This is a genomic window from Prochlorococcus marinus str. MIT 9515 (assembly GCF_000015665.1).
Taxonomy (GTDB): domain Bacteria; phylum Cyanobacteriota; class Cyanobacteriia; order PCC-6307; family Cyanobiaceae; genus Prochlorococcus_A; species Prochlorococcus_A marinus_P.
Genome location: NC_008817.1, coordinates 522,190 through 547,527 on the forward strand (window position 1 = coordinate 522,190; position 25,338 = coordinate 547,527).

At 32.8% G+C, this 25,338-nt stretch carries 27 protein-coding genes; 13 read left to right on the top strand and 14 right to left on the bottom strand.

Annotated elements, in window-relative coordinates:
* Window positions 1-17: 17 nt before the first annotated feature.
* The 5 genes from P9515_RS02895 to P9515_RS02915 form a co-directional block, all read right to left on the bottom strand.
* Window positions 18-1,151: an NAD(P)/FAD-dependent oxidoreductase gene (locus P9515_RS02895; RefSeq protein WP_011819900.1), complete on the bottom strand. Its 1,134-nt coding sequence runs from the start codon at window positions 1,149-1,151 to the stop codon at window positions 18-20.
* Window positions 1,148-1,696: a ribosome recycling factor gene (gene frr / locus P9515_RS02900; protein ID WP_011819901.1), complete on the bottom strand. Its 549-nt coding sequence runs from the start codon at window positions 1,694-1,696 to the stop codon at window positions 1,148-1,150. The genes P9515_RS02895 and frr overlap by 4 nt, the downstream gene beginning before the upstream one ends.
* Before the next feature lie 26 nt (window positions 1,697-1,722).
* Window positions 1,723-2,427, bottom strand: a complete 705-nt coding sequence (pyrH, locus tag P9515_RS02905; RefSeq protein ID WP_011819902.1) for a UMP kinase — start codon at window positions 2,425-2,427, stop codon at window positions 1,723-1,725.
* A 131-nt stretch (window positions 2,428-2,558) separates the two neighbouring features.
* Window positions 2,559-3,254 (bottom strand): cob(I)yrinic acid a,c-diamide adenosyltransferase, encoded by a 696-nt coding sequence (cobO, locus tag P9515_RS02910; protein WP_011819903.1) that lies wholly within the window; start codon window positions 3,252-3,254, stop codon window positions 2,559-2,561.
* Between the two features lie 19 nt (window positions 3,255-3,273).
* Window positions 3,274-4,452: a site-specific integrase gene (locus tag P9515_RS02915; protein WP_011819904.1), complete on the bottom strand. Its 1,179-nt coding sequence runs from the start codon at window positions 4,450-4,452 to the stop codon at window positions 3,274-3,276.
* Window positions 4,453-4,517: 65 nt separating this feature from the next.
* Here P9515_RS02915 and hemH point away from each other — a divergent pair, with 65 nt between their 5' ends.
* The 3 genes from hemH (at window position 4,518) to P9515_RS02930 (ending at window position 8,005) form a co-directional block, all read left to right on the top strand.
* Window positions 4,518-5,693 carry a ferrochelatase gene (gene hemH, locus P9515_RS02920; RefSeq protein ID WP_011819905.1) on the top strand — a complete coding sequence of 392 codons (1,176 nt, stop codon included), beginning with the start codon at window positions 4,518-4,520 and terminating at the stop codon, window positions 5,691-5,693.
* A gap of 133 nt (window positions 5,694-5,826) precedes the next feature.
* Entirely contained in the window at window positions 5,827-7,590 is a 1,764-nt protein-coding gene (ilvB, locus tag P9515_RS02925; RefSeq protein WP_011819906.1) for a biosynthetic-type acetolactate synthase large subunit, read from the top strand.
* A 61-nt stretch (window positions 7,591-7,651) separates the two neighbouring features.
* Entirely contained in the window at window positions 7,652-8,005 is a 354-nt protein-coding gene (locus tag P9515_RS02930; protein ID WP_011819907.1) for a hypothetical protein, read from the top strand.
* A 6-nt stretch (window positions 8,006-8,011) separates the two neighbouring features.
* Here the strand turns inward: P9515_RS02930 and pgeF are convergent, their stop codons facing one another.
* Genes pgeF through P9515_RS02945 form a run of 3 tightly spaced genes read right to left on the bottom strand, consistent with a single transcriptional unit; the run spans window position 8,012 to window position 10,923 of the window.
* Window positions 8,012-8,794, bottom strand: coding sequence for a peptidoglycan editing factor PgeF (gene pgeF / locus P9515_RS02935; protein WP_011819908.1), 783 nt, complete (start codon window positions 8,792-8,794; stop codon window positions 8,012-8,014).
* 10 nt (window positions 8,795-8,804) lie between these two features.
* Window positions 8,805-9,710: a Tab2 family RNA-binding protein gene (locus P9515_RS02940; protein WP_011819909.1), complete on the bottom strand. Its 906-nt coding sequence runs from the start codon at window positions 9,708-9,710 to the stop codon at window positions 8,805-8,807.
* Window positions 9,697-10,923: a S1 RNA-binding domain-containing protein gene (locus P9515_RS02945; RefSeq protein WP_011819910.1), complete on the bottom strand. Its 1,227-nt coding sequence runs from the start codon at window positions 10,921-10,923 to the stop codon at window positions 9,697-9,699. The genes P9515_RS02940 and P9515_RS02945 overlap by 14 nt, the downstream gene beginning before the upstream one ends.
* A 63-nt stretch (window positions 10,924-10,986) precedes the next feature.
* Between P9515_RS02945 and P9515_RS02950 the strand changes: the two genes are divergently transcribed.
* The 6 genes from P9515_RS02950 to folE all read left to right on the top strand — a co-directional run bounded on the left by P9515_RS02950 (window position 10,987) and on the right by folE (window position 16,395).
* A complete protein-coding gene (locus P9515_RS02950; protein WP_011819911.1) occupies window positions 10,987-11,775 on the top strand; it encodes a creatininase family protein in 789 nt (262 codons plus the stop codon).
* Window positions 11,776-11,893: 118 nt separating this feature from the next.
* Complete coding sequence (locus tag P9515_RS02955) at window positions 11,894-12,625, top strand: aldehyde oxygenase (deformylating) (RefSeq protein ID WP_011819912.1); 732 nt, start codon at window positions 11,894-11,896, stop codon at window positions 12,623-12,625.
* A gap of 109 nt (window positions 12,626-12,734) precedes the next feature.
* The gene (locus P9515_RS02960; protein WP_011819913.1) at window positions 12,735-13,775 is read left to right on the top strand and encodes a long-chain acyl-[acyl-carrier-protein] reductase; all 1,041 of its coding nucleotides are present in this window, start codon (window positions 12,735-12,737) and stop codon (window positions 13,773-13,775) included.
* 3 nt (window positions 13,776-13,778) lie between these two features.
* The gene (locus P9515_RS02965; protein ID WP_011819914.1) at window positions 13,779-14,786 is read left to right on the top strand and encodes an acetyl-CoA carboxylase carboxyltransferase subunit alpha; all 1,008 of its coding nucleotides are present in this window, start codon (window positions 13,779-13,781) and stop codon (window positions 14,784-14,786) included.
* A 1-nt stretch (window position 14,787) separates the two neighbouring features.
* A complete protein-coding gene (locus P9515_RS02970; RefSeq protein ID WP_041710701.1) occupies window positions 14,788-15,495 on the top strand; it encodes an SDR family oxidoreductase in 708 nt (235 codons plus the stop codon).
* Between the two features lie 153 nt (window positions 15,496-15,648).
* Window positions 15,649-16,395 (top strand): GTP cyclohydrolase I, encoded by a 747-nt coding sequence (folE, locus tag P9515_RS02975; protein ID WP_011819916.1) that lies wholly within the window; start codon window positions 15,649-15,651, stop codon window positions 16,393-16,395.
* 55 nt (window positions 16,396-16,450) lie between these two features.
* Here the strand turns inward: folE and P9515_RS02980 are convergent, their stop codons facing one another.
* The gene (locus tag P9515_RS02980) at window positions 16,451-17,104 is read right to left on the bottom strand and encodes a phosphoribosylanthranilate isomerase (RefSeq protein WP_011819917.1); all 654 of its coding nucleotides are present in this window, start codon (window positions 17,102-17,104) and stop codon (window positions 16,451-16,453) included.
* 64 nt (window positions 17,105-17,168) lie between these two features.
* On the opposite strand from P9515_RS02980, the gene P9515_RS02985 reads away from it, so the two are divergent.
* Window positions 17,169-18,383, top strand: coding sequence for a site-2 protease family protein (locus P9515_RS02985; protein WP_225867102.1), 1,215 nt, complete (start codon window positions 17,169-17,171; stop codon window positions 18,381-18,383).
* A 10-nt stretch (window positions 18,384-18,393) separates the two neighbouring features.
* Here P9515_RS02985 and P9515_RS02990 read toward each other — a convergent pair whose 3' ends face one another.
* On the bottom strand, window positions 18,394-19,065 hold the full coding sequence (locus tag P9515_RS02990; protein WP_187146042.1) for a lipoyl protein ligase domain-containing protein: 672 nt from the start codon (window positions 19,063-19,065) through the stop codon (window positions 18,394-18,396).
* A 133-nt stretch (window positions 19,066-19,198) separates the two neighbouring features.
* Between P9515_RS02990 and psaM the strand changes: the two genes are divergently transcribed.
* The 3 genes from psaM to P9515_RS03005 all read left to right on the top strand — a co-directional run bounded on the left by psaM (window position 19,199) and on the right by P9515_RS03005 (window position 20,795).
* On the top strand, window positions 19,199-19,303 hold the full coding sequence (psaM, locus tag P9515_RS02995; protein ID WP_011819920.1) for a photosystem I reaction center subunit XII: 105 nt from the start codon (window positions 19,199-19,201) through the stop codon (window positions 19,301-19,303).
* A gap of 83 nt (window positions 19,304-19,386) precedes the next feature.
* On the top strand, window positions 19,387-19,734 hold the full coding sequence (locus P9515_RS03000; RefSeq protein ID WP_011819921.1) for a hypothetical protein: 348 nt from the start codon (window positions 19,387-19,389) through the stop codon (window positions 19,732-19,734).
* A gap of 56 nt (window positions 19,735-19,790) precedes the next feature.
* Window positions 19,791-20,795, top strand: coding sequence for an SDR family NAD(P)-dependent oxidoreductase (locus P9515_RS03005; protein WP_011819922.1), 1,005 nt, complete (start codon window positions 19,791-19,793; stop codon window positions 20,793-20,795).
* Between the two features lie 5 nt (window positions 20,796-20,800).
* Here P9515_RS03005 and bchL read toward each other — a convergent pair whose 3' ends face one another.
* The 4 genes from bchL to P9515_RS03025 form a co-directional block, all read right to left on the bottom strand.
* Entirely contained in the window at window positions 20,801-21,688 is an 888-nt protein-coding gene (gene bchL, locus P9515_RS03010) for a ferredoxin:protochlorophyllide reductase (ATP-dependent) iron-sulfur ATP-binding protein (protein WP_011819923.1), read from the bottom strand.
* A gap of 191 nt (window positions 21,689-21,879) precedes the next feature.
* Window positions 21,880-23,460, bottom strand: coding sequence for a ferredoxin:protochlorophyllide reductase (ATP-dependent) subunit B (locus tag P9515_RS03015; RefSeq protein ID WP_011819924.1), 1,581 nt, complete (start codon window positions 23,458-23,460; stop codon window positions 21,880-21,882).
* Window positions 23,461-23,463: 3 nt separating this feature from the next.
* The gene (locus P9515_RS03020) at window positions 23,464-24,720 is read right to left on the bottom strand and encodes a ferredoxin:protochlorophyllide reductase (ATP-dependent) subunit N (RefSeq protein WP_011819925.1); all 1,257 of its coding nucleotides are present in this window, start codon (window positions 24,718-24,720) and stop codon (window positions 23,464-23,466) included.
* Between the two features lie 156 nt (window positions 24,721-24,876).
* Window positions 24,877-25,245: a hypothetical protein gene (locus P9515_RS03025; RefSeq protein ID WP_011819926.1), complete on the bottom strand. Its 369-nt coding sequence runs from the start codon at window positions 25,243-25,245 to the stop codon at window positions 24,877-24,879.
* Between the last annotated feature and the right edge of the window lie 93 nt (window positions 25,246-25,338).

The window sequence follows — 25,338 nt, forward strand, 5'->3', positions numbered from 1 at the left end:
CAACTTTTAATGGCAAGTTAACCTTGACTATTTGTTAATAGCCTCTTTATAACTCTCTTAGCTATATCTTCATAACTCATTTGACCAGATAATATTTGAGCGATTCTTTTTGGAGCTGTTTTTCGTTTGACTCCTAATTGATACCCAGTTTTTGGGAACCTATAAAAGATTTGAGCAATTCTCTTGCCCCATGCCATAGATTTCCCCCATTCATTATTAATTTTTATTGAATAAGTATTTAAATCACTTTTATTACTAGATAAACATTGGTGGATACTTTCTGCAGCGAAATAACTACTAATTAAAGAAGGCCTTATCCCTTCTGCTAAAAATGGATCGCAAAGGGATGCAGCATCCCCCACTGCAACTACTCTATCTCCATTGAGTTTGTGAGTGCCATTCCAAATCCTTAGTTTTTTATGAACTTTTTCAAAAGATAAATCTTCAAATCCGAAACTTTTTAATACTTTATTATTCAGGGCTTCGTCTTCTAAAAGCTTATTGTTTATAAAAGTGCCTAATCCAATATTGACACTATCTTTTAATGGGAATGCCCACGCAAACCCATATTTTATAAAACCAAACTCAAATCTAACTGAATCTTTGGGAATATTTCCTAAACCTTTTAACCTTAAGGCAATAGTGTTGGCAAATTTTGGTTTTCTTGGACCCAGATTAAAATAGCCTGCCCATTGTGATTGTGAACCGTCAGCGATAACAAGATATTTAGATTTATAAATATCTTTATGACTGCATTTTATTCTCCAAGTCTTATTTTGAGATATTATTTCTTCAACCTGCGCTGGTCTCAGTATTTCAATGCCATTCTTTAGAGCTTCATCAAGTAATAATTGATCTAATTTTTCTCTTCTAATTATCCAAAAAGGTGATTCGCCAGAAAGGTCAGCGTTAACATTATCAGATGATTCCCATCTGAATTCAACATTCCTTATTTTGGATTCTATTGCTTGATCAATATCTAATGGGAGATATTGTTTCATTGAAGATGCCATCCCTCCTGCGCAGGGCTTAATAATTCCTGTTGCTTCCTTTTCTATAATTAAAACTGAATAACCTTTTTTTGATAGGTTTAGAGCTGTTGAAGATCCAGATAAACCACCTCCAATTATTATGGCGTCAAATTCCTTCAAACTTTAAGTATCTCTTTCTCTTTTTCAGATAGTTTAGTTTCTATTAAAGAAATATATTTGTCAGTAAATTTTTGTATTTCTAATTGGTTATCCCTTGATTCATCTATTGATATTAAACCTTCCTTTTCATCTTTTTTTTCTTTATCAACAGCATCTCTTCTTATATTTCTGAGGGCTACTTTACCTTCCTCTGCATATTTCGAAGCCAACTTGCAAAACTCTTTTCTTCTTTCTTCAGTTAAAGGGGGGACATTTATTCTTATTACTTTTCCATCGTTATTAGGGGTGATCCCTAAGTCACTCATTGATATTGCTTTCTCTATAGCTTGTAAGCAAGAAATATCAAATGGCTGTATTGAAATTGTTTGTGAATCGACAGTAGCTATAGAGGCTAACGATTTTATGGGAGTTTCTGCTCCGTAGTATTCAACACTAATTCGGTCTAGTAAGGAAGCGTTAGCTCTCCCAGTCCTTATTGTATTAAAGTTTCTTTGAGTGGCCTCAACACTTTTATTCATACTTGATTGAATTTCTTGTTCTTTCATAATTAAAAAAGTAATTAAAATAAGTTTTAACTTATTAAAGATCCTATGGACTCTCCAGCAACAGCTCTCGAGATGTTCCCTTTTTTGAAGATATCAAAAACCATTATGGGAATATTATTATCTTTGCATAGAGCGATAGCGGTACTATCCATTACAGCAATTTCATCACTAAGAACTTGTTGATAACTCAGAGAAGAGTACTTTTTTGCTTCATTAAATTTATTTGGATCACGATCATAAACCCCATCAACTTTTGTAGCTTTCATAACAACTTCAGCATTTATCTCGGCAGCCCTCAATGCAGCAGTCGTATCAGTAGTAAAAAATGGGTTTCCACAACCACCTCCAAAAACTACAACTCTGCCTTTCTCTAAATGCCTCATTGCTCTTCTTCTAATATAAGGCTCGGCAATTTCTTGCATCTCTATGGCTGTTTGAACTCTTGTTTCTACCCCAACTCTCTCTAATCCATCTTGAAGGGAAATAGCATTCATTACTGTTGCTAACATTCCTACATAATCTGCTGTAGCTCTATCCATACCATCAGCAGAACCTTTTAGTCCTCTAAATATATTGCCCCCACCAACAACTATTGCAAGTTGAACATTATTTGCGATTACCTTCTCTACATCTTCAGCAATTGATTGGACTATGGCAGGATCTATCCCATACGGTTTATCACCCATTAGTGCTTCGCCACTAAGTTTTAAAAGAACTCTTTTGTAAGTCATTCACTAATCAATCTTTTAAGACTTTAGCAAGTAAATATAAAGAATTCCTTTTTTAATATGATATTGCTTGCGTCTTTAAACATTTCTTTGTCGGATAATGTGAAATTTAAATAAAATTCTGCTTATCAACCCTAAAACTCAATGCATTTCTGAGCTTTTATACCTTGCTCTTTAAAGGGATGCTTAATTAATTTCATCTCTGTTACTAGATCTGCTTGATTAATTATTGATTCGGAAGCCCCTCTACCAGTTAAAACAATATGATTTTTTCTTTTATTTACACTTTGTATGAAAGTAATTATTTCTTTTGGAGAAAGATACCCAAGTTTTGTTGCGATATTAATTTCATCAAGGATTATTAGTTTATAAGATTCATCTTTGATGAATGTTTTAGCAACTTGCCAAGCTCCTTTAACTAATTCTTCGTCCCTTATTCTATCTTGTGTTTCCCATGTGAATCCCTCTCCTAATGCATGCCAAGAAATATCTGGGGATAACATTTTAAGTGCTTTTTCTTCACCAGTAGTCCAACCACCCTTAATAAATTGAATAATAGCTACTTTATGACCATGGCCAATAGTTCTTAAAGCCATACCTAAGGAGGCAGTTGTTTTCCCTTTGCCATTACCAGTAAAAACAACTAATAATCCTTTTTTTGTTTTCCTTTCTTTTAATCTCTTTGATTGAACCTCTTTTCTTTGTTGCATTCTTTTTTTATAAAGGCTCTCATCGTTTTCAGGAGATAACTTTCCTCCAATCCCAAGTTTTTTAGCCTGAAGATCTAGACTGGTTGTTTTCCTAGAAGAGGTTTGTTCTTCACTTGGCATAGAAGTGCTTTATTTATCATTATAGTGATTTGAAAATTTCACGTTTTTTATATTTTGAAAGAGCATTATTAACTGCTTGTTGTTGATCACGTTTAGTTATCCAATGGTGATATGTTTGAGTATGAAGGCTAACGGAATGACCCATCATTCTGGCTGCTACTGTATCAGGTAAATCATAAAAAATTGTCCTTACTGCCCAAGCATGTCTAAGATCATAAGGCTTGATATTTAGAGAATAACGTTTAAATTGATCAGTTATCTTTTTCCCAATTTTTTGCAAAGTTGTATCTTTAAGATCTCTATTGATATTTGGCAGCAATCCTGGATCTTTTCCCAATTTACAAAGTTCGAATTTATCTATCCATTTCGGATGGAAAGGCCAAACCTGATGTTCCCCTGTTTTTGTTGTTGGTAAAACCCTTATGATTTTATCTCCATAAATGTTTAATGAGCTTAGGTCACAAAAAAAAACTTCATGATTTCTTAAGCCATAAGTTGCCATAAGCCCAAAAACATATTGCCATGATTTGTTTGGTATTTTATCCCATAGGTCTTCAATTACTTCATCAGAAGGAAGATCTCTAAAGCTTGCCTTATTTAAACCATATCCTTTAGCCATTAATTTCCAATCTTCTGGAAGTTTATGTCCTAAAAATTTCGCCAGAACACTAAGAGATGTTGCACATTGTTTTCTGCTTCTAGTACCTTCTTTGTAGGTTTTTAATGTTGCTATAAAAATATCATTTAAATCTTCAGTATTTGAATCGCTTTGGATGGAAATTATTCTTTTAAGGTATGGCTTATAAGAACTTCTCCAAGTTGTTTTTCTAGTACTTGATAAATATTCGTTCTTGTTTTCCTTGAAAAAAAATTCCTCAAATTCCTTAAGTTTGACTAGTAATTTAAATTCATTTTTAATTTCTTTCTTATCGGTTTTTTTTACCCAATTGATCCAATTAAATTGATTTAACTCTAATTGCAAAGTTATCAATTGTAATTTTTTTTTCGCTTCTTCTAACCCATTAAAATCTGCATTTAAACCGAGAGCTATTCGTTGAACAGAAAAATCATGTTCGTTTTTTTTTGAAGGCAGTGAACCTCTAATATTTAATTTCTCGCCCCTTTTTTCAATTTTAAGTTTGCTTCCTTGGGTAGCAAATTTATCATTGACATTATTGATTTCGTGAATTATGTTCATTAACTTATATAATTGACCTTATAATGACGTTTCTAATGTTTATTTTCAATATCCATATACTTTAAATGGAAAAAATAGGCGTCTTATTGATGAATCTTGGAGGCCCTGAACGCATTACAGATGTGGGTCCATTTTTATATAATTTATTTTCCGACCCTGAAATAATAAGGCTCCCAGTACCAGCTTTTCAGAAACCTTTAGCCTGGCTAATAAGCACACTTCGAAGTACTACTTCACAACAGGCCTACCTTTCGATTGGTGGTGGATCTCCTATTAGAAGAATTACTGAACAACAAGCCAGAGAATTGCAAAGTAAATTAAGAGATAAAGGTTTAAATGTCACAACTTATATAGCTATGAGATATTGGCATCCTTTCACAGAATCTGCAATAGCAGATATGAAAGCAGATGGGATAGATCAAATTGTTGTACTGCCTCTTTACCCTCATTTTTCTATAAGTACAAGTGGTTCTAGCTTTAGAGAATTAAAAAAATTACGAGACTCGGATTCCGATTTTAAAAAAATACCAATGAGATGTGTAAGAAGCTGGTTTAGTCAATCAGGTTATTTAAAATCTATGGTTGAACTTATTTCAGAGCAAATTTCACTTTGCGAATCACCTGCTGATGCACATATATTTTTTACCGCTCACGGTGTTCCAAAAAGTTATGTAGAGGAAGCTGGAGATCCATATAAAGAACAAATTGAAGATTGTTCATTACTAATTATTAATGAACTTGAAAAATATTTAGGCCATAGTAATTCATATACTCTCTCATATCAAAGTAGAGTCGGTCCTGTTGAATGGTTGAAACCTTATACTGAAGAAGTTTTGACAGACCTTGGTAAAGCGAAAGTAAATGATTTAATTGTAGTGCCCATAAGTTTTGTAGGTGAACATATTGAGACTTTGCAGGAAATTGATATTGAGTATAAAGAAATTGCCGAGAAAGCAGGGATTGTTAATTTCAGAAGAGTAAAGGCTCTAAATACACATCCTACATTCATTGAGGGTCTTAGTGATCTCGTTGTTTCTAGCCTAAATGGACCAGTTGTCAATATAGAAAAAGCTTCTGAGTTACCTGAAAAAGTTAAACTTTATCCTCAGGAAAAATGGCAATGGGGCTGGAATAATAGTTCAGAAGTTTGGAATGGGAGGGTTGCAATGATTGTTTTCCTAATACTTTTTATTGAACTAATATCAGGCTCTGGACCTCTTCATAAATTAGGTATTTTATAAATTACACTCCATAAATAAAAATCTAAACTACATTTAAAAATATTTAATTTAGAAGTGGTTCCTGACATTACGTTTCTAAATTAGGCAAAATTTTTTAATTAAGTTTAAGATTTATATAGAATTATTTTTCTTAGTGACTCTTACTTCTCCACCTTTGTCAAAAGGTGATTCAGAAAAAAAATACCCAAAATGGATTACAGGTGCAGAAGCACTTATGGATTCACTAAGAATCCATGGTGTGAGAGTTATATTTGGATATCCCGGAGGAGCTATACTCCCAATTTATGATGCTGTATATAAGGCAGAGAGTGATGGATGGTTGAAACACTATATGGTTAGACATGAGCAGGGAGGTTCCCATGCCGCAGATGGGTATGCGAGAGCAACTGGTGAGGTAGGAGTATGTTTTGGAACTTCAGGCCCAGGAGCTACGAATTTAGTAACGGGAATTGCAACAGCTCAGATGGATTCAGTCCCATTGGTGGTGGTCACTGGCCAAGTTCCAAGACCTGCTATCGGAACAGATGCTTTTCAAGAGACTGATATTTTTGGGATAACACTTCCTATCGTTAAACATTCATGGGTAATTAGAGATCCTTCAGATATAGCGAAAGTAGTTTCAGAAGCTTTTTTCATTGCATCCTCAGGAAGACCCGGCCCAGTTTTAATTGACATACCAAAAGATGTGGGTCAAGAATTCTTTAATTATGAAAGAATTTTACCAGGTGAAATTATTCCTAAAGGTTTTAAAAGGAATGGTGAAATTAATGATAATGATATCGATAAAGCAATTGAATTAATTAAACAGTCTGCAAAACCTTTGCTCTATGTGGGTGGTGGTGCTATATCTTCTGGGGCTCATAAGGAAGTGGAAATACTAGCAAAGAATTTTCAAATTCCTGTCACAACTACTTTAATGGGGAAGGGAGCTTTTGATGAAAGGGATGATTTATCTGTGGGAATGTTGGGTATGCATGGAACTGCATATGCAAATTTTGCAGTAACTGAATGCGATCTTTTGATTACTGTTGGAGCGAGATTTGATGATAGAGTCACTGGCAAATTAGATACATTTGCTCCATCTGCAAAAGTTATTCATATCGATATTGATCCCGCAGAAGTTAATAAAAATAGACGTGTTGATGTTGCAATCGTTTCTGATGTGGCTGTAGCTCTTTCAAAAATCAATGAAAAATCTTTAAGTAAAAATACTTCGTGTAATACTAGAAATTGGTTAGAAAAAATAAATTCTTGGAAAAATAAACATCCTTTATTTATTCCTCCTGAAGAAGGAGAAATTTACCCTCAAGAAGTACTTTTAAAAGTTAGAGATTTGTCCCCTGAAGCTTTCATTACAACAGATGTAGGTCAACATCAAATGTGGGCTGCGCAGTATCTCAGAAATGCCCCAAGAAGGTGGATTAGTAGTGCAGGCTTAGGAACAATGGGCTTTGGATTACCTGCCGCAATGGGAGTAAAAGCTGCATTACCAACATCTGAAGTTATTTGTATAGCTGGTGATGCAAGTGTTTTGATGAATATACAAGAATTGGGTACTTTATCTCAATATGGTCTAAAAATTAAATTAGTTATAATAAATAATCGCTGGCAAGGAATGGTTAGACAATGGCAAGAAAGCTTTTATCATGAAAGGTATTCTTCTTCCGATATGAGTTGTGGAGAACCAGATTTCGTTAAGCTAGCAGAATCCTTTGGAGTTAAGGGATTTTTAATCTCCGAGAGAAAACAATTACATAATGAATTTAAGTCTGCTTTAGATTTTGATGGTCCAGCCTTAATTAATGTTCGAGTTAGGAGGGGAGAAAATTGTTATCCAATGGTTCCCCCAGGTAAAAGTAATGCTCAAATGGTTGGTTACGTTAACTGTAAAAACTAATTATTGTTTTTGGATAAAATTAACAACTTATAATAAAAATAAATTATTGAGTTTACCTTAATTGAAAAAAGTTATATCGATATTAATAATTTTTGTTTTGGTTATTTTTTTTCCAATTAGAACATATTCTGCCGAAATTCTGCAGATAAATAGTTCAAGTAATATTTTAGTTGGAGATCAAAACAGAGATCTTCCAATTAAATTATTTTGTGTTGAGATTAATGATAAAGATAATGAACAAATAGCTATAAATCTTCTTAAGAAAGAATTCCCAAGAGGAAGTAAAGTTAAGATAAAACCACTTGGTTTCAAAGAAAATATATTATTAGCAAGGGTTTTTGATATTAATGAAACTAAGGAAATGTCAGAATTGTTATTTGCAAAAGATTTATTAAAAGAGAACTGTCAAAATTAAAGTTTTCTAAGGACTTATGAAACTCCATTGACGTGAATAGGTCTTAGATCTTCTCCAAGAATGAAAGTCATAATTTGATTCGTAGGTGCATAAGTCGGAGATATCAATATTCTTTTTTGGGATCTTTTCGTTAATAAGTTGAAGATGAGCATATTTTTTTAGATCTAATGCATTTAAAACTTTATTTTTATTATTAACTAATTTTTTTAACTTAAATAAAGTAGGCAAATTATCTATCAAGGAAATTGATTCATTATGAGGAACATATCTATAAAAATTTTCTAGGGTTTTATTATCTACCAAATAATATTTTTTTGATATTGATGGTCCTATTGCCACAATTAAATCTTCATTTGAACAACCATTATTATAAAATTTATCGATAATATTTTTTATTATTTTGTTTTCTAAACCTTTTCTTCCACAATGTATTGCCCCAACCTGTCTTTTGCTTTTGTCAGCAAACAAAATTGGCATACAGTCTGCTGTATAAATCCATAAAGTTTGGTTGTGTTTGTCGCTAAAAATACCATCTGCTTCTTCAATTTCGCTTCCTTGGGTCTCAGATCCAAATACAATTTGATTGCTATGAATTTGATTTAAAATGCAATCCTTATTATTTTCATTAAGCTGTTTTGATAAGACTGATAGATTGGTTTCAGAACTTGTTTTTGTAAAAAACCCATGTTTAAAATTATTTTCAACAAAAATAGGAGATAAAAAATATTTAAAAGATTTATCTTTTATTTTTAGGTCTTTTTCTTGAAATTTTTGTTGATTATCATCCATTGTCCTTCCATTATGAAATCAATTCAATATCTCTTAAAATCCAGAATCCTGCGAATTTTTCAATAAAAGGAGTTGATTGTATTGAAATAAACTGATATCCAAAAGAATCATTTTTATTTTGAGTGAATTTATTATTTAATTCCTTGGCAACTTTTTCTGATAAATCTGTTACCAACCATTTATTATCTTCTGAGGCCTCAAGTATGAGTTGATTCTTTTCGATATGCAGCTTGACTGGTTCTAAACTGCTAAACCAAGCGGCCAGAGCTAGTGATCTTTCTTTACTAAAAAGTCTAAGACCAGGCACTAAGTTCTCATTTTTAAGAGACTTTTTGATTGGAAAAATATCTCCAAATTCAATAGGCCAATTTTCAGCAGATTTTAATTCCTCTATAGATATTTCTGAAATTGTTAATGCATCACCTCTCACTGCTTCAGGCAAAGGAGTGGGATCATTAGCAATTCTTGATGTGAAAGTCGGAGCCAATACTCCTCTTACATATCCATTCTCGAGAGGGTAAACCTCTTTTTCTAGAAATTCAATTCTATCAAATAATTCATATGTCCTTCTACTAACAAGAGCCTCAATTCCAATATTCTCAATAGATTTCTTAATTATGGATTTCATTGATGCTCTCCAAAATCTTATCTTCGAGGGTTTCTCCCAACCCTTTCTTTCGGCGTCGTTTAGCGCTTCATTTAATGATTTTGTAAGCCATATCGAATTAACCTCGTTTGCGGGGCATATTTTATTCCAAAGAAATATATCCTCTGTTTTGAAGGTTTTTGAAGATGAAATAATTAATTCCCATCTTTTTTTACCGTTTTTTTCAATAATAGGCCTCGAATAAAAGTCCAATTCCCAATCTGATTTTTTAAAATTTTGAATCGAATCGATTTTTTTATTGGGAGTCATTTTGTAAGTTTTTTTTATCGAAAAGTGCTTTTGCTTTGAGAGCTCTTTCAGAGGCTTCAAGCATAACTTTTCCTTTATCAACGATTAATTCTCCAGGAGAGTTTTCTAATAACGCTGTATTTAAGCCAATTCTTCCTCGTTCTAGATCAATTTCTGTTATGAGCGCTTTGATAAGCTCACCCTCCTCAAAAATTTCTCTTAAATTACGAATCGAGCCATTTGTTATGGAAGATTGATGAAGAAGACCGCTTGCTCCTCCTAAATCTACAAAGAAGCCATAGGGTTTTATTCCTAAAACCTCGCCTTCAATTAATTGTCCTAATTTTAGACCTGAAAATTTAGAAACTAATAATGCTTTTTTTTCTGACAAAACAAGTTTTCTTGACTCTGGATTAACTTCTAAAAATGCAACTTTTAAAGTTTTGTTTACTAAAGATTGATAGTCTTGGCCATCTTCAAGTTGCGATCTTGGGATAAACCCTCTTAATCCATCAACATCGCAGGTAAGACCACCTCTATTAAATCCATTAATTGAGACTTGAATTAATTCTCCATTTTTTGCAGAATTTTCAACTTTTTCCCAACTTTGTCTAAGAATTAAAGCTCTTGAACTAATAGTAACCATCCCATCAGCATTTTGTTCTTTGATAACTAAAACTTCCATTTCAAGACCAATGGGAAATTTTTCCTTGAAATTGGTGATCACTCCTAATCCACATTCTTTTTTAGGCATGAACCCTGGTGCTTTCCCTCCAATATCTACATACAATCCATCACTTTCTAAGGCTATTATTTTTCCCTTTATTGTCTCTCCAGTGGTTCCAATAGGTTCATTTTCATTTAATGCTTCTAAAAAGGCATTTTCATCAAAATCAAATTCATCAACCTTCCTTTCTATTATAAATTCTTGATCTTCATCTTTAAAATTCACAGGCTTTGCTAACTCTTGATAACTTTTGTTCTCAAGATTAATGTTTGCGGAATGGTTTTCTTTATCTTCATTTAAAGGGGCTTCAATAATTTGTGGCTTTGTTGCATTTATATCTTTCGTAATTCCATTTGAAAGTTTTTGATTATCATCAAAATTTGCCTCTTTTTCTTTTTCGCTATCTTTTTTACTTATGTGAAGAACCTGAAGAGGTTTTTTAACATCGTTTTTTTGGCCCTTAATTTTCTTATCATTTTGGGCACCCTTATCATTAACTCCCTTCATAGGTAAAATAGGACTAATTTATTATTAACATATTCTAAATGCTAGTACTTACAATTAAAAATAATGAACTTTAAATCAATACCTAGTGAATTTGAATATTTATCTTGGCCAGAAGTGAAAAATATTTCAAAAGAGAAAAGATCCACAATTATCTGGCCATTTGGAGCGGTAGAACAACATGGTCCACATTTGCCTTTGGCTACAGATAGTATTTTTGTGGATGAGATAATTTGTGAAGTTTTAAAATTAATTCCCTCTGAGACACCCATAAAAAAACTTCCAACTCAATACATAGGATTTTCTCCAGAACATAAGGGATTTGATGGGACTATATCTCTTTCATCAAACCTAATAACCCTAATGATTAAAGAAGTTGGATCTCAATTAGCTGATATGGGTTTTAAAAGATTGGTGTTAATTAATGCACATGGAGGGCAAATTTCTTTGCTAAATACAGCAGCAAGAGAATTAAGAAGTATTGCTCCAAAACTTTCAGTTTTTCCATGCTTTTTGTGGAGCGGTGTTGATGGGTTAAGTGAATTGTTAACGAAAAAAGAAATTGAGAATGGATTACATGCATCTTTAGCTGAAACGAGTTTGATGATGGCTCTGAAATCTGATCTTGTTGGAGAGGAAAGACCATTTGAAGAAATTGAAAAGCAAATTCCTGAGGGCTGGAGTTTAGAGGGAAATGCTCCAACGGCTTGGTTCACAGACGATTTAAGTAAGTCTGGAGTTATCGGGGATAGCAGAGGTTCAAACAAAGAATTGGGTATCACCCTAAAAACTCTTTTGACTAATCATTGGTACAATATGATTAATAATTTAATGCAATCTGATTGGCCAAAATGATATTTTCATTATCATTTATTAATGAATAAGTTTAAAATTGAAACTATTTCCATCATATATTTATATTTTCATTATAATTGTGTAAAATCATCGCAAATTGATCAAAAGCTTTTCTGAAATGCAAACTCTAGAATCTAATAAAAACATCCAAATAGGCTCATCACCTGAAAGTGATTCAGCTAATCTTCCTGATTTTACAACAGATGCTTACAAAGATGCATACAGTAGGATTAATGCGATAGTTATTGAGGGTGAACAAGAAGCTTATGACAACTACATTTCAATTGCGACTCTTTTACCCAATGATTCGGAAGAATTAACAAAATTGGCCAAAATGGAGCTAAAACATAAAAGAGGTTTTACGGCTTGTGGTAAAAATTTGGGAGTAGAAGCAGATATGTCTTTTGCCAAGGAATTCTTTTCAAAACTACACGGTAATTTTCAGGCAGCGTTAAAGAATGAGAGTTTAACTACTTGTCTTCTAATACAAGCCATTTTAATTGAAGCTTTTGCAATTTCTGCTTATCACGTTTACATAAGGGTTGCTGATCCATTCGCAAAAAAAATTACTCAGGGTGTGGTTAATGATGAATATCTCCATTTGAATTATGGTGAGAAATGGCTCAAAGAAAATCTTAGTACATGCAAAGATGAGTTAATCGCTGCTAACAAAGTTAATCTTCCTATTATAAAAAAGATGCTTGATCAAGTCGCAGATGATGCGGCTACCTTGGCTATGGATAAAGAAGAGTTGATGGAAGAATTCATGATTGCTTATCAAGACGCACTTCTAGAAATGGGTTTAGATAATAGAGAGATAGCAAGAATGGCAATGGCAGCAATTGTTTAAATAATTAAGAATTTACATATATACTTCATAGTTATTTTTTATTTCTTTTAAGTAAATAGCTCTATGCTATTGTTCATAAGAATAAATAGTTTTACTTAATAAATTATCCATGTTTGGGCTTATTGGTCATTCAACTAGTTTTGAGGATGCAAAAAGAAAAGCTTCATTATTGGGCTTTGACCATATTGCTGATGGAGATTTGGATGTGTGGTGCACAGCTCCACCTCAATTAGTTGAAAATGTTGAGGTGAAAAGTGCTACAGGAATATCAATTGAAGGTTCTTACATTGATTCATGTTTTGTTCCTGAAATGCTTTCTAGATTTAAAACAGCACGAAGAAAAGTTTTGAATGCTATGGAATTAGCTCAAAAAAAAGGCATTAATATCACTGCTTTAGGAGGTTTCACTTCTATTATCTTTGAGAATTTTAATCTCCTTCAACATAAGCAGATTAGGAATACCTCTTTAGAGTGGGAAAGATTCACAACTGGTAATACTCATACTGCTTGGGTTATTTGCCGACAGTTAGAGATAAATGCTCCTAAGGTAGGGATCGAACTTAAAAAAGCAACTGTTGCTGTTGTTGGTGCTACAGGTGATATAGGCAGTGCTGTTTGTCGATGGTTAATTAATAAAACAGGTATTGGGGAACTTCTTTTGGTAGCAAGACAAAAGGAACCTTTGGATAATTTACAGAAGGAATTAGATGGAGGAACTATCAAAAGTTTGGATGAGGCATTACCCGAGGCAGATATTGTTGTATGGGTAGCAAGTATGCCAAAGACCATGGAAATTAATACAAATAATCTTAAACAACCATGTTTAATGATTGATGGAGGATATCCAAAGAATCTCGATGAAAAATTCCAAGGTAATAATATACATGTTGTTAAAGGAGGTATTGTGAAATTCTTCAATGATATAGGCTGGAATATGATGGAATTAGCGGAAATGCAAAATCCCCAGAGAGAAATGTTTGCCTGTTTTGCAGAGGCTATGATTTTAGAATTTGAAAAATGTCATACTAACTTTAGTTGGGGAAGAAACAATATATCCCTTGAAAAGATGGAGTTCATTGGAGCTGCTTCTGTGAAACACGGATTCTCTGCTATTGGCCTTGATAAACATCCAAAAGTATTAGCAGTTTGAACCATGCCAAGACGTTATCTTCTAGATTTTGAAAAACCTCTTGTGGAGCTTGAGAAGCAAATCGAGCAAATTAGAGAATTAGCTAGAGATTCAGAAGTAGATGTTAGTCAACAGTTATTACAACTAGAAACACTTGCCACAAGAAGAAGAGAGGAGATTTTTAGATCTCTCACCCCAGCTCAAAAAATTCAAGTAGCCAGACATCCACAAAGACCAAGTACTTTAGATTTCATTCAAATGTTTTGTGATGATTGGATCGAACTTCACGGCGACAGAAATGGAGGAGATGATATGGCTCTAATCGGAGGTTTAGGTTCGGTCAATAATCAACCTGTGCTTTTATTGGGCCATCAGAAAGGTAGAGATACAAAAGAAAATGTAGTTAGAAACTTTGGCATGGCAAAACCAGGAGGTTATAGAAAAGCTTTAAGGTTAATGCAGCATGCTGACAGATTCTCATTGCCTATTCTTTCTTTTATTGATACTCCGGGGGCATATGCAGGCCTTTCTGCTGAAGAACAAGGTCAAGGTGAAGCTATAGCTAGAAATCTAAGAGAAATGTTTGGTTTTAAAGTCCCAATAATTGCTACTATTATCGGTGAAGGCGGTTCTGGAGGTGCTCTTGGAATCGGAGTGGCTGATAGATTGCTGATGTTTGAACATAGTGTTTATACGGTTGCCAGCCCCGAAGCTTGTGCCTCAATACTTTGGAGAGATGCTGCAAAAGCTCCTGAAGCTGCAACCGCATTAAAAATCACTGGTAAAGATCTTCTTGAATTAGGGGTAATAGATGAAGTTTTATCAGAGCCCGCAGGAGGTAATAACTGGGCCCCTATAGAGGCTGGGAATACTCTTAAAGCTTCAATTGAGAGGCATCTTAGTGAATTATTGAAAATGAGTAAAGAGGAACTTTTAGAACAAAGATATTCAAAATTCAGAGTTTTAGGGAAATTTATTGAATCAAGTAGTGTTGAAGAAATTAAGGAAGAATTCACTCAAAAAAAAGAATAAATTGAAATTAGCATTTATTACAGGAGCATCAAAAGGTATTGGAAGATCTACCGCAATTACTTTCGCAAATGCTGGATGGGATTTAATTTTACTTTCAAGAGATTTAGAGATGATGGAAACATTAAGAGATGAACTATCAGAAACGAAGTCAAGAATCAATCTTGTGAAGTGTGATTTATCCAATTCAAATGAAATAGAAAGTTCTGTCAAAGAATCTATAAAAAAATATGGCTGCCCTTCCGTTCTCATAAATAACGCAGGAGCTGCTTTTAATGGGAATTTAATAGAAACGTCATTACAAAAATGGCAGGAAATAATTCAAATTAATCTGACAAGTATTTTTCAACTTTGTAGTTTAATTGTGCCAAAAATGCGGAAAAATGGCGGTTTGATTATTAATGTTAGTAGCCATGCTTCTTATAATCCTTTTCCACAATGGGGCCCTTACTGTGTTTCAAAATCTGCTCTTGCAATGTTTACTAAATGTTTAAGAGAGGAGGAAAGATCTAATTCAATTAGAGCATGTACAATTACTTTGGGTTCAGTGAATACACCACTATGGGACTCGGAATCAATCAATTCAGATTTCGATAGAACAGCGATGCTTTCCTCAACTAAAGTCTCTGATACGATTCTATATATCGCTGAGCAACCTGAATCACAATTAATAGAAGATCTAACTCTTATGCCTGCAGGAGGCGCTTTTTAAATCGAAGACCAGGATTTAAAATGTTCTTAAAGTGATCTTTTATTAGTCTAAATACACCCTAATGAACATTGAGATGTGATATAGTGTTTAGGCAATTTAACTAAAAGTAGATAAAGTAATTAAGTTTGCAGACTATTTTCTGATAACATTTCTATGACCTCTACAGTACCTAACGATAATCTTAAGGAGAATTTAGGCGATCAAATAAGCAATAAATTAGTTTCTGAAATAATCAGAAATAGAATTAAGGTTAATAAAAAAAGATTCCATGCTAACGACAACATCTCAGATTTCATAAATCCAGGAGAATTAGATATTCTACAAAAGGAGGTGGCCTCAAAAGTTAAGGATTTATTAAAGTCTTTAGTAATTGATATTGATAATGATCATAACTCTCAAGAGACTGCTGAAAGAGTCGCAAAAATGTATTTGAAAGAAGTTTTTAAAGGTCGTTATCAAAAAAGACCTGATGTCACTGACTTCCCTAATGCAAAGAAATTAGATGAGATATACACTCTTGGTCCAATAAGTGTACGCTCTGCTTGTTCTCATCATATGGTGCCTATTATTGGTGATTGCTGGATTGGGATTAAGCCTGGAGATAAAGTTATAGGAATTTCAAAATTTTCTAGAGTTGCTGATTGGGTTTTTTCTAGACCACATATTCAAGAGGAAGCTGTCATGATTCTTGCAGATGAAATTGAACGTTTATGTGAACCAAAAGGTTTAGCAATTCTTGTTAAAGCTAAACATTATTGCATGTGTTGGAGGGGAGTAAAGGAACCTAATACAAGTATGATTAATTCCATTGTAAGAGGGGACTTTAGACATGATATAAGCCTAAAACAGGAATTCTTTGAGTTAGTTAAACAACAACCAAATGCGTTATCTTGTTATTAGATTAGCGAGAAGTTATTTTTTATAGTTGTTTGATATTAATTATTTAAGAAATAGATTATTTATTTATTTCTCTAATTATATTTTTTGTTTTTTCTAAATCTTTTATTCCTGGAGAGATCTCGACGCTACTTGAAATATCAATCCCATTTGGTTTTATCTTTTTTAAAATCTCATATATCCATTCTTTAGAGACACCTCCAGCAAGCCACCATGGTTTACTAAAACTTAATTCCTCTAAATAACTTTTTTCTATTCTCTTACCAGAACCTCCATATGTTTCTTTATTCCATGAATCTAAAAGTATTGCGTCTACAAATTTTTCATAGATTTTGATTTTTTCAATATCTTTTTTATTTTTTATCCTAAACGCTTTCCAAATACCAATGTTCGGAATTTTTTGCCTTAATTGTTGACAGTAATCGACATCCTCATCTCCATGAAGTTGAATTATAGTTTCGTTTGGCTCTCCTAAGAAATTTTTAATAATTGATTCAATAGGGCTATTCTTTACTACCGAAACTCTCTCAATATTTGGATATAAAATTTTTAAAGTTTTGAAGATTTCTTTTTTTTTTTCTGGGGAAATATATCTTGGAGATTCATTAACAGAAATAATACCTATCGCATTAGTTCCTAATTCAGCTATTTGAACAGCTTGATCAATAGATGTTATTCCGCAAATTTTAACTAAAGTTTTGGTCTTAGGCATATCTTTATCATATATGTAGAATTAATATTATTTGTAAATATAAAGGAGATCTTTTTTGAGAAGTTTGCAAATTTTTAAAATATGGGGAATCCCCTTTAAAATCCATCCATATTGGTTTGCAATTCTTTTTTTATTTTCATGGAGCATTACTAATCAAGTTAATTTAACTTCTAGCGAAATTTATAATATCAAGGAAGCTTGGTTAATTGGTTTTTTAACCTCTTTTTTCTTATTGACGACTATTATATTTCACGAGGTCTTTCATACTTTTGTTTCGCTAAATCATGGAGTAAAAATAAAAAAAATTACTTTTTATTTCCTAGGGGCTATTTTGCAAATAGATAAGGAGTGCCAAACAGCTTTAGGTAATATAAAAATTGCTATTGTAAGGCCTTTCTTATGTCTCTTTACTGCTTTAATTCTTCTTTTAATAAGTTATCTAAGTAAATCTAATGAACATATATTCACAAATATAGTTAACAGACTTGCCATATTAAATCTTTTTCTAGCTTTTCTAAACTTGATACCGGTAGGTTCTTTAGATGGAGGTAATTTGTTGAAGAGTATTATTTGGTATTTTTCAGGGAGTAAAAATAAAGGAAGGAATTTTTTAAATAAATTTACTTTAGTATTATCAACTTTATTTTTTTTATCAGGCATTGCAATTTTATTTGGTCTAAATTTTTACTATGGATTATTAATATCTTTTTTAGGTTTATTCGGTATTAATTCATCAAAATCTGAAAGTCAATTTTTTAGAATTGAGAATATTCTCAAATTCAGTAAAGTTTCTGATCTTAAATTTAAGCCATTAAGAAAAATTGAATTCGATTCAAATTTTGTCGAGTTAAATAATGTTGTCAAAAATAAAAAAGATAATCAAGATAAATATTTATTTCTGACTAATAGTGGTAGATGGGATGGCTTTGTTGAGGAAAAGATTTTAAAAGATGTTTCAGTAAAAAAATGGAAGCATACTCTTGTTGGAGAATTTAAGAAGCCAATTAAAAATTTTATTAGTATAAGAGGTAGTACTGAATTATGGAGAGCCATTGAAAAACTAGAAAGTACTAATGAAGGGTTCTTACTAGTACTAAATTCTGCTGAATTACCTTTAGGAATTATTGACAGAAACAAAATTGGTTATTTTGTCTTTAGTAAATTAGGAGTTGAATTACCTTACAATCTAATTAGTAAATTCAATAATAAGAATCAGTATCCTTTAGGAATTGAATTTCCTAAAATCATCAATTTAATGAAACAGAAAGGAGATATTTAGTTAATTCAAGTCATAATAATTTTTTTATATCACTTTTTTTTAAGAGGATTTTTTCGATTTTTAAATTTGTTTTGGATTCTAAAAATGATTTCATTAGATATTTTATTATTTCCTCATTAGTAAGATTCAAATCAATCTTTGTAGGAGGCTCTTCTCCAAATATTTTGAACCATAATTCTCTTGGGGGGTTGAGTTGAATTTCACCATGCTGAAGAAATGCTCCTTTCTTTCGGTATTGGGCGCTTCCTATACGTTTAAATCCATATTGATCAACTAAATCAGATATGTAAGAAGATCCAAAGCAGTTTTCTTTTATAGTTGATTTTCTTAAATTACCTCTTTCTAAACCTAAACCTAATTCATTAAAACTTTTAATTAACCAGTTATTTACAAGCTCATAACTGAAGCTCTTGTAAGAGGACTTTTTAAATGTTAAAGCGTATGTTATTCCTCCAGAATGAAGGACGGCTCCGCCTCCTGAGGGTCTTCGCACGATTTTTATGATTCCATCTTTGAATAGCTTTTCCCAATGAGGCGGAATTATTTTTTGATGATAACCAAGAGAAATCCAATCTCCCTCCCAATAATAAAACCTTAATGTAAAAAGAATTTCAACTTTAGAAATAGTTTTTTCTAGAAAATGCAAATCCAGAGCCATTTGTTCAACTCCAGTTAATTTCATTGTTGGAATAATTAAAGCTTGATTATCTATTCTCAAAATTATTTTTTAATTTAATTACGTAACAGCAATTTGTAATAGTCTATCAATTTTTCGCTTTTGGGTAGAGAATATAGAAAATAAATGTGTATTTATTATGGAACCATCTCAATCAATCAATTTAATTATCCTTGGTCTAATTGTAGTAATGCATGCAGGAGTATTAGCTTTAAGGCTTGGCATAAGTTTAGCTAGAATTTAAAATTAATTTTGAGTCCTAATAACTTTATGTTATTAATAAAATAGGACTTTTTTACTAGGTCTTTTAAAAATTCTTAAAAAAATTTGTCTAGAAATTATTATAAAAGCATAGCTACAGATAAAAGATCTTTAGCATCTGCCATTGAAAAAAATTATAAAGATCAAGAAGATTTTGTAAGTTCTGTTTTTTTGGGGTTAAAAGTTTGTTTTACTCTTTTAGCTATGGTTAGTTTAATAAAAATTGGATATAGCTCAAAAATTAGATTAACTAGATTGAGGGAGATTAAAGATTCTTATTTATATGAAAAATCAAGGTTTGATGTTTTAAGTCGTAGATTTGATGATTTAATCTCATTTGAAGGCGAGCAAAGATTTATGAAGGATCAAGAGCAAATGATTTCTAGAGACATAATCAGAGTAATATGGCGTTGATAAGTATGATTATAAAGTCATTCAATTATCGAATTTTTAATTAATTTTCTTAGCTAGTGGGTAATAGTACTAAAGGCCTTGTTTTAATAACAGGAACAACATCAGGAGTAGGATTAAACACCCTAAAACCTTTATTGAGATTTGGATGGGAAGTTATAGCAGTTAATCGCTCAAATAAAAGAGCAATAGAAATAGCTCACCAATCCTTGACAGATTCCGAAATGAAAAATATGCATTTTATAGAAATTGATTTATCTGATTTAGATGATGTAAGAAATGGTTGTGACGAAATATTGAAAAAATTTAAAAAACCTATAAATTCGATGATTTGCAATGCTGCAGTTTATAAACCAAGATTACGGAAGCCTGAAAGGTCTGCCCAAGGGTTTGAAAATTCTATGGCAGTTAATCATTTTGGACATTTTCTCATGATAAATCTTCTCATAGATAAGATTTTGTCTTCTGAGAACGAAATTTATTTAAATGGTAAAGTTACTAAATTCAAACCAAGAATAACAGTATTAGGAACTGTCACTGCAAATTATTCAGAACTAGGTGGAAGAATTCCGATACCTGCCCCAGCTAATCTTGGAAATTTATCAGGTTTTAAAAATGGATTTTTAGCTCCAATTAGCATGGCTAATGGGAAAAAATTCAAACCGGGGAAAGCCTATAAAGATAGTAAACTTTGCAACATGATTACGGTACAAGAATTATCAAAAAAATATTCCAATGAAAGAATAATTATTAATTCTCTTTATCCTGGATGTGTCGCAGATACAAAACTTTTTAGAAATACCCCTTGGATTTTTAGATTTTTGTTTCCAATCTTTCAGAAATTTATCACAAAAGGATATGTCTCTCAAAGATTAGCGGGAGAAAGGGTCGCGCAAGTAGCTACTTTTAAAAAATATGCTAAACCAGCAGTTCATTGGAGTTGGGGAAATCGTCAAAAGTCGGGAAGAAAAGCCTTTTCTCAAAAATTGTCAAAAAGAATAATAGATTCTGACATTTCAAAACAAACTTATGAATTAACTAGAAAATTAGTTGGTTTGAATTAGGGTAGTTAGTCGAATCCCAATAAATCAAAGATTTCTCTATCTTTCAGTGGGGTGCCCTCAAGTGGTTCTACATTTTCTAACATATTTTTAGCGAGTGATAAATATTCATTTTGTACCTCTATTACATCTTCAGTTGGTTCCATTTCAAAAATAGTACACTTTTTGAGCCTTGATCTTCTAATAGCATCTACATCTTTAAAGTGAGCCATGGTTTTTAAACCAGTTCTATCATTGAACTTATCAATTTGATCTGTATCTTTGGATCTATTGGCGACTACGCCACCTAATCTGACTTTATAGTTCTTTGCTTTGGCTTTAATTGCAGAAACAATTCTATTCATCGCAAATATTGAATCAAAGTCGTTTGCAGTAACAATTAGACAGTAATTAGCATGTTGTAGGGGGGCTGCAAAACCTCCGCAAACAACATCACCTAAGACATCAAAAATAACTACATCGGTATCTTCTAATAAATGATGCTCTTTTAAAAGTTTTACTGTTTGTCCTGTTACATAACCTCCGCAACCTGTACCAGCTGGGGGACCGCCACTCTCTACGCACATTACTCCATTAAAACCTTCAAACATAAAGTCTGTTGGTCTTAACTCCTCGCTATGAAAATCGACTTCCTCCAAAATATCAATAACAGTTGGTACCATTTTGTGAGTCAGAGTAAAAGTACTGTCGTGCTTGGGATCGCACCCTATTTGTAGAACTTTTTTACCTAATTTCGAGAATGCTGCGGAAAGGTTGGATGATGTTGTTGACTTGCCAATACCTCCTTTGCCATAAACAGCGATTACTAATGCTCCTTCTTCAATATTCACTTTTGGGTCTTGCTTGACCTGAACGCTGCCTTCTCCATCAAGATGTTTATTTATAGTACTTGTCATTTTTAACTGAAATTAACGCTTTAATATATATATTCTTGCAGGTATATGGTTCTTGAAATGTATTTCTCAACAAATAGTTATTTATTATGATTAAAGATACAAGATATATGTTTATAACTAGATAATTTGGATTTATTAATTATATTATGAGTCTAAATACTCATGCTTAGATGATAGTTTATTTGTAGGCGCTAGCTGAAATATGCTTTTGCATCGTAAAGGGTCTCGTCGCTAATTTCAGGAAGACCTTTTGAAAGAGCGTATTTCTCGGTATTAGATTTAACTTTACCTCTTACAAAAAATGGAACTTTTGTAAGTTCTGCTCTCCCTGATTCTGTCCAAAGAACACCTCCATTCTTTTTGAGGGTGTCATTCTTTAGACCATGTTCATCTTCAATATTATCGAGCCCTTTTGTAGCAGTATGACCAAGATGACTTTGATGGCCATCAACGAATTCAAAATCATGTTTAAACATATCGATAAGATGTTCTTCAAGACCCATCATTAAAGGATGAACCCAGTCGTCAAAAATTACATTTGCTCCTTCCCATCCCATTTGGGGGCTATATCTAGCAGGAACATCTTGAACATGCATTGGAGTACTTATTACTGAGCATGGTATACCAAGTCTTTTTGCGCTGTGCCTTTCCATTTGAGTCCCTAAAACTAATTCAGGGGATGCTTTTTTCATCGCGTCTTCCACCTCTAGGTAGCTGTTAGTAATGAGTGCTTCTATATTTAAATCCTTAGCTGCAGCTCTAACTTGCCTTGCCATTTCTCTGCTGTAAGTCCCCAAACCCACAACTTCAAATCCTAGTTCATCCTTGGCAATTTTGGCTGCTGCAATAGCATGAGTCCCGTCACCAAAGATAAAAACCCTTTTTCCTGTCAAGTAGTTTGAATCAATTGATTTTGAATACCATGGTAATTTTGACTTGTGCTCTAGTTCCTCTTTATTTGTTAAGGGAAGGCCAAGTTTATCATGTACTTCATTAATAAAATTAATTGTATTTTTTATACCAATTGGAATAGTTGTGGTAAATTCCATTCCACATTTACGCTTAAGCCATTCACAAGAAGTCTCTGCAATTTCTTGATATAGACAAATATTAATATCAGCATCTATTAGTCTTTTAATGTCATCTGGACTTGAACCCAGTGGTGCAACAACATTAGTATCAATACCTTGCTCTGAAAGTATACGTTGAATCTCAATAACATCATCTCTGCATCTAAATCCTAATAATGTAGGACCTAATATATTTACTTTAGGTCTTCGACCTAAAGACTTCCATCTTTGAGGATTAATATTATTAATTTCATTCGTCTTATCGTTCAAAAGAGTTCTAATTATTTGATAAAAGGTTTCTGAAGCTCCCCAGTTTTCTTTTTTGCTATAAGCGGGCAGTTCAAGGTTAACTATTGGAATATTAAAACCCATACCCTTAGCAAGAGCTCCTGGTTGATCTTGTATTAATTCAGCAGTACAGCTTTCACCTATTAAAAGAGTTTTTGGTTTAAATCTTTCTACTGCCTCAGAAATATTTCTTTTAACTAATTCCGCTGTATCTCCTCCTAAATCTCTGGCTTGAAATGTTGTATAAGTTACAGGTGGTCTTTTACCTCTTCTCTCAATCATAGTGAAAAGAAGATCTGCATAAGTATCACCTTGAGGAGCATGGAGAACATAATGAATTTCTTTCATTGATGATGCCACTCTCATGGCACCTACGTGAGGAGGTCCTTCATATGTCCAAAGAGTTAATTCCATAATTTAATAAGTTGCTAATGTTTTAGAAGTAAGTATTTGATTCCTTGTTAAAGGCCTTGAGAAGAGCTCAGCCAAGTCTGCCGCTTGGTCAATTCCATGTATTGGACTAAATACCATTTCAATTGACCACTTTGTACTAATGCCCTCCGCTTCCAATGGATTCGCTAAACCCATTCCGCAAACTACTAAGTCAGGACAAGAAGCCCTGACTCGATCAAGTTGTTTTTCTACATGCTGCCCTTCAACTATTTTCGTATCATCTGGTAATAAATTAAGTTCCTCTTCCATTAAATCTTTATTTAAGTAAGGAGTTCCTACTTCAATTAGCTCCATTTCGCATTCGTTATGTAAAAATCTTGCTAATGAAATTTCAAGCTGGGATTCAGGTAAAAGGAATAATTTTTTCCCTCTTAATATTTCTGTATGTTTTTGTAATGCTTGCCTAGCTCTATTTGCTAAAGGGGCAATAACTTCATGAACTTTTAGTTCAGGAATTTTAAAGGCTGCTGCTGCTGCTAGAACCCATTTTGTGCTTCCTTCTACTCCCAGTGGAAATGGAGCATAAATTATTTCGCAACCTCGATGCTTAAGATCTCTAACCGTATCACTTAAGTATGGTTGAGTTAATATTACCTTTGTATTCTTTCCAATCTTTGGTAATTCGGTTGATTGCCTAGGGGGAAAACTTTCAACATTATTAATACCTATACTATTGAATATTTTTTTAAATCTATCTTCTACATTATTAGCTATTGTCCCCACTAATAATAATTTCTCATCATCTGTGGAATTCATTAAAGGTATAAGAGCTTTTAATGCTCCATCTTCTCCTTGAGTAAAGGTGGTTTCGATCCCACTACCCGAATAGTTGACGAATCTTACTTGACCTGAAAATCTGAGGTTTAATTTTTCTGCAACTGTTGCTAGATCAAGCTTAATAACTTCACTAGGGCAAGAACCAACCAGGAATAGAGTTTTTATTTCAGGCCTTCTAGAAATAAGATCATTGACGACTCTGTCGAGTTCTTCATGGGCATCGGCAAGACCTGCTAGATCTTTCTCTTCAAGAATTGCAGTCCCAAATCTTGGTTCAGCAAAAATCATAACCCCTGCCGCACTTTGAATTAAATGTGCACATGTTCTTGACCCCACAACGAGGAAAAACGCGTCTGGCATCCTTCTGTGCAACCAAACTATTGAAGTTAAGCCACAAAAGACTTCTCTAGGTCCAGTTTCTTTATTAAAATCTACTTTACTCATTAAAATGCTTAGATCTCATTCTTCAAGCTTGCATAAACTTTTGGTTTTAAGCATTAATTGATAAGTTCTCTTACAAAATGTATACATTTAAAAAACTTATATGAATGTTTTAAAACTTTAATAAGAATAATAAAACTAATTCTTTTTATTAAAATTTCAGTTCCTGTAATAAGAGCTTCCTTGGCCTATTTTAGATAATTTCCATACATTTCTAGCAATTTTGGTGGCTAATAATCCACCTCTTTCTATCTTTGATTTACCAGGCTTTGCACCCATTAAAATTGAAACTTCAGTAGTTGAAAGAGGTGCACCTGTGTTAATTGCTAATTCCGTTAACTCTAATCTGTCTCTAAGCTTTTTAACATTTATTTGATCTGGTTTCGTATCTACTAACCAACTAAATGAGGGATCTTTTTGAGATAACTTTTGCATTAAACTTAAGCTTACTAATCCGAGGGTTTGATCAGGGCTTAATTCATTTTTAGAGGAAGAAGAATCTGGTTCTTTTTTTTGAGAAGTTACCATAGAATTACATATCTTTAATTTGAAGTTATCGGTTTGTGCGAAGCATGCAAGTTAATTTAATAGAAAAAAAGAACCTTAATCCGTTATAGTCTC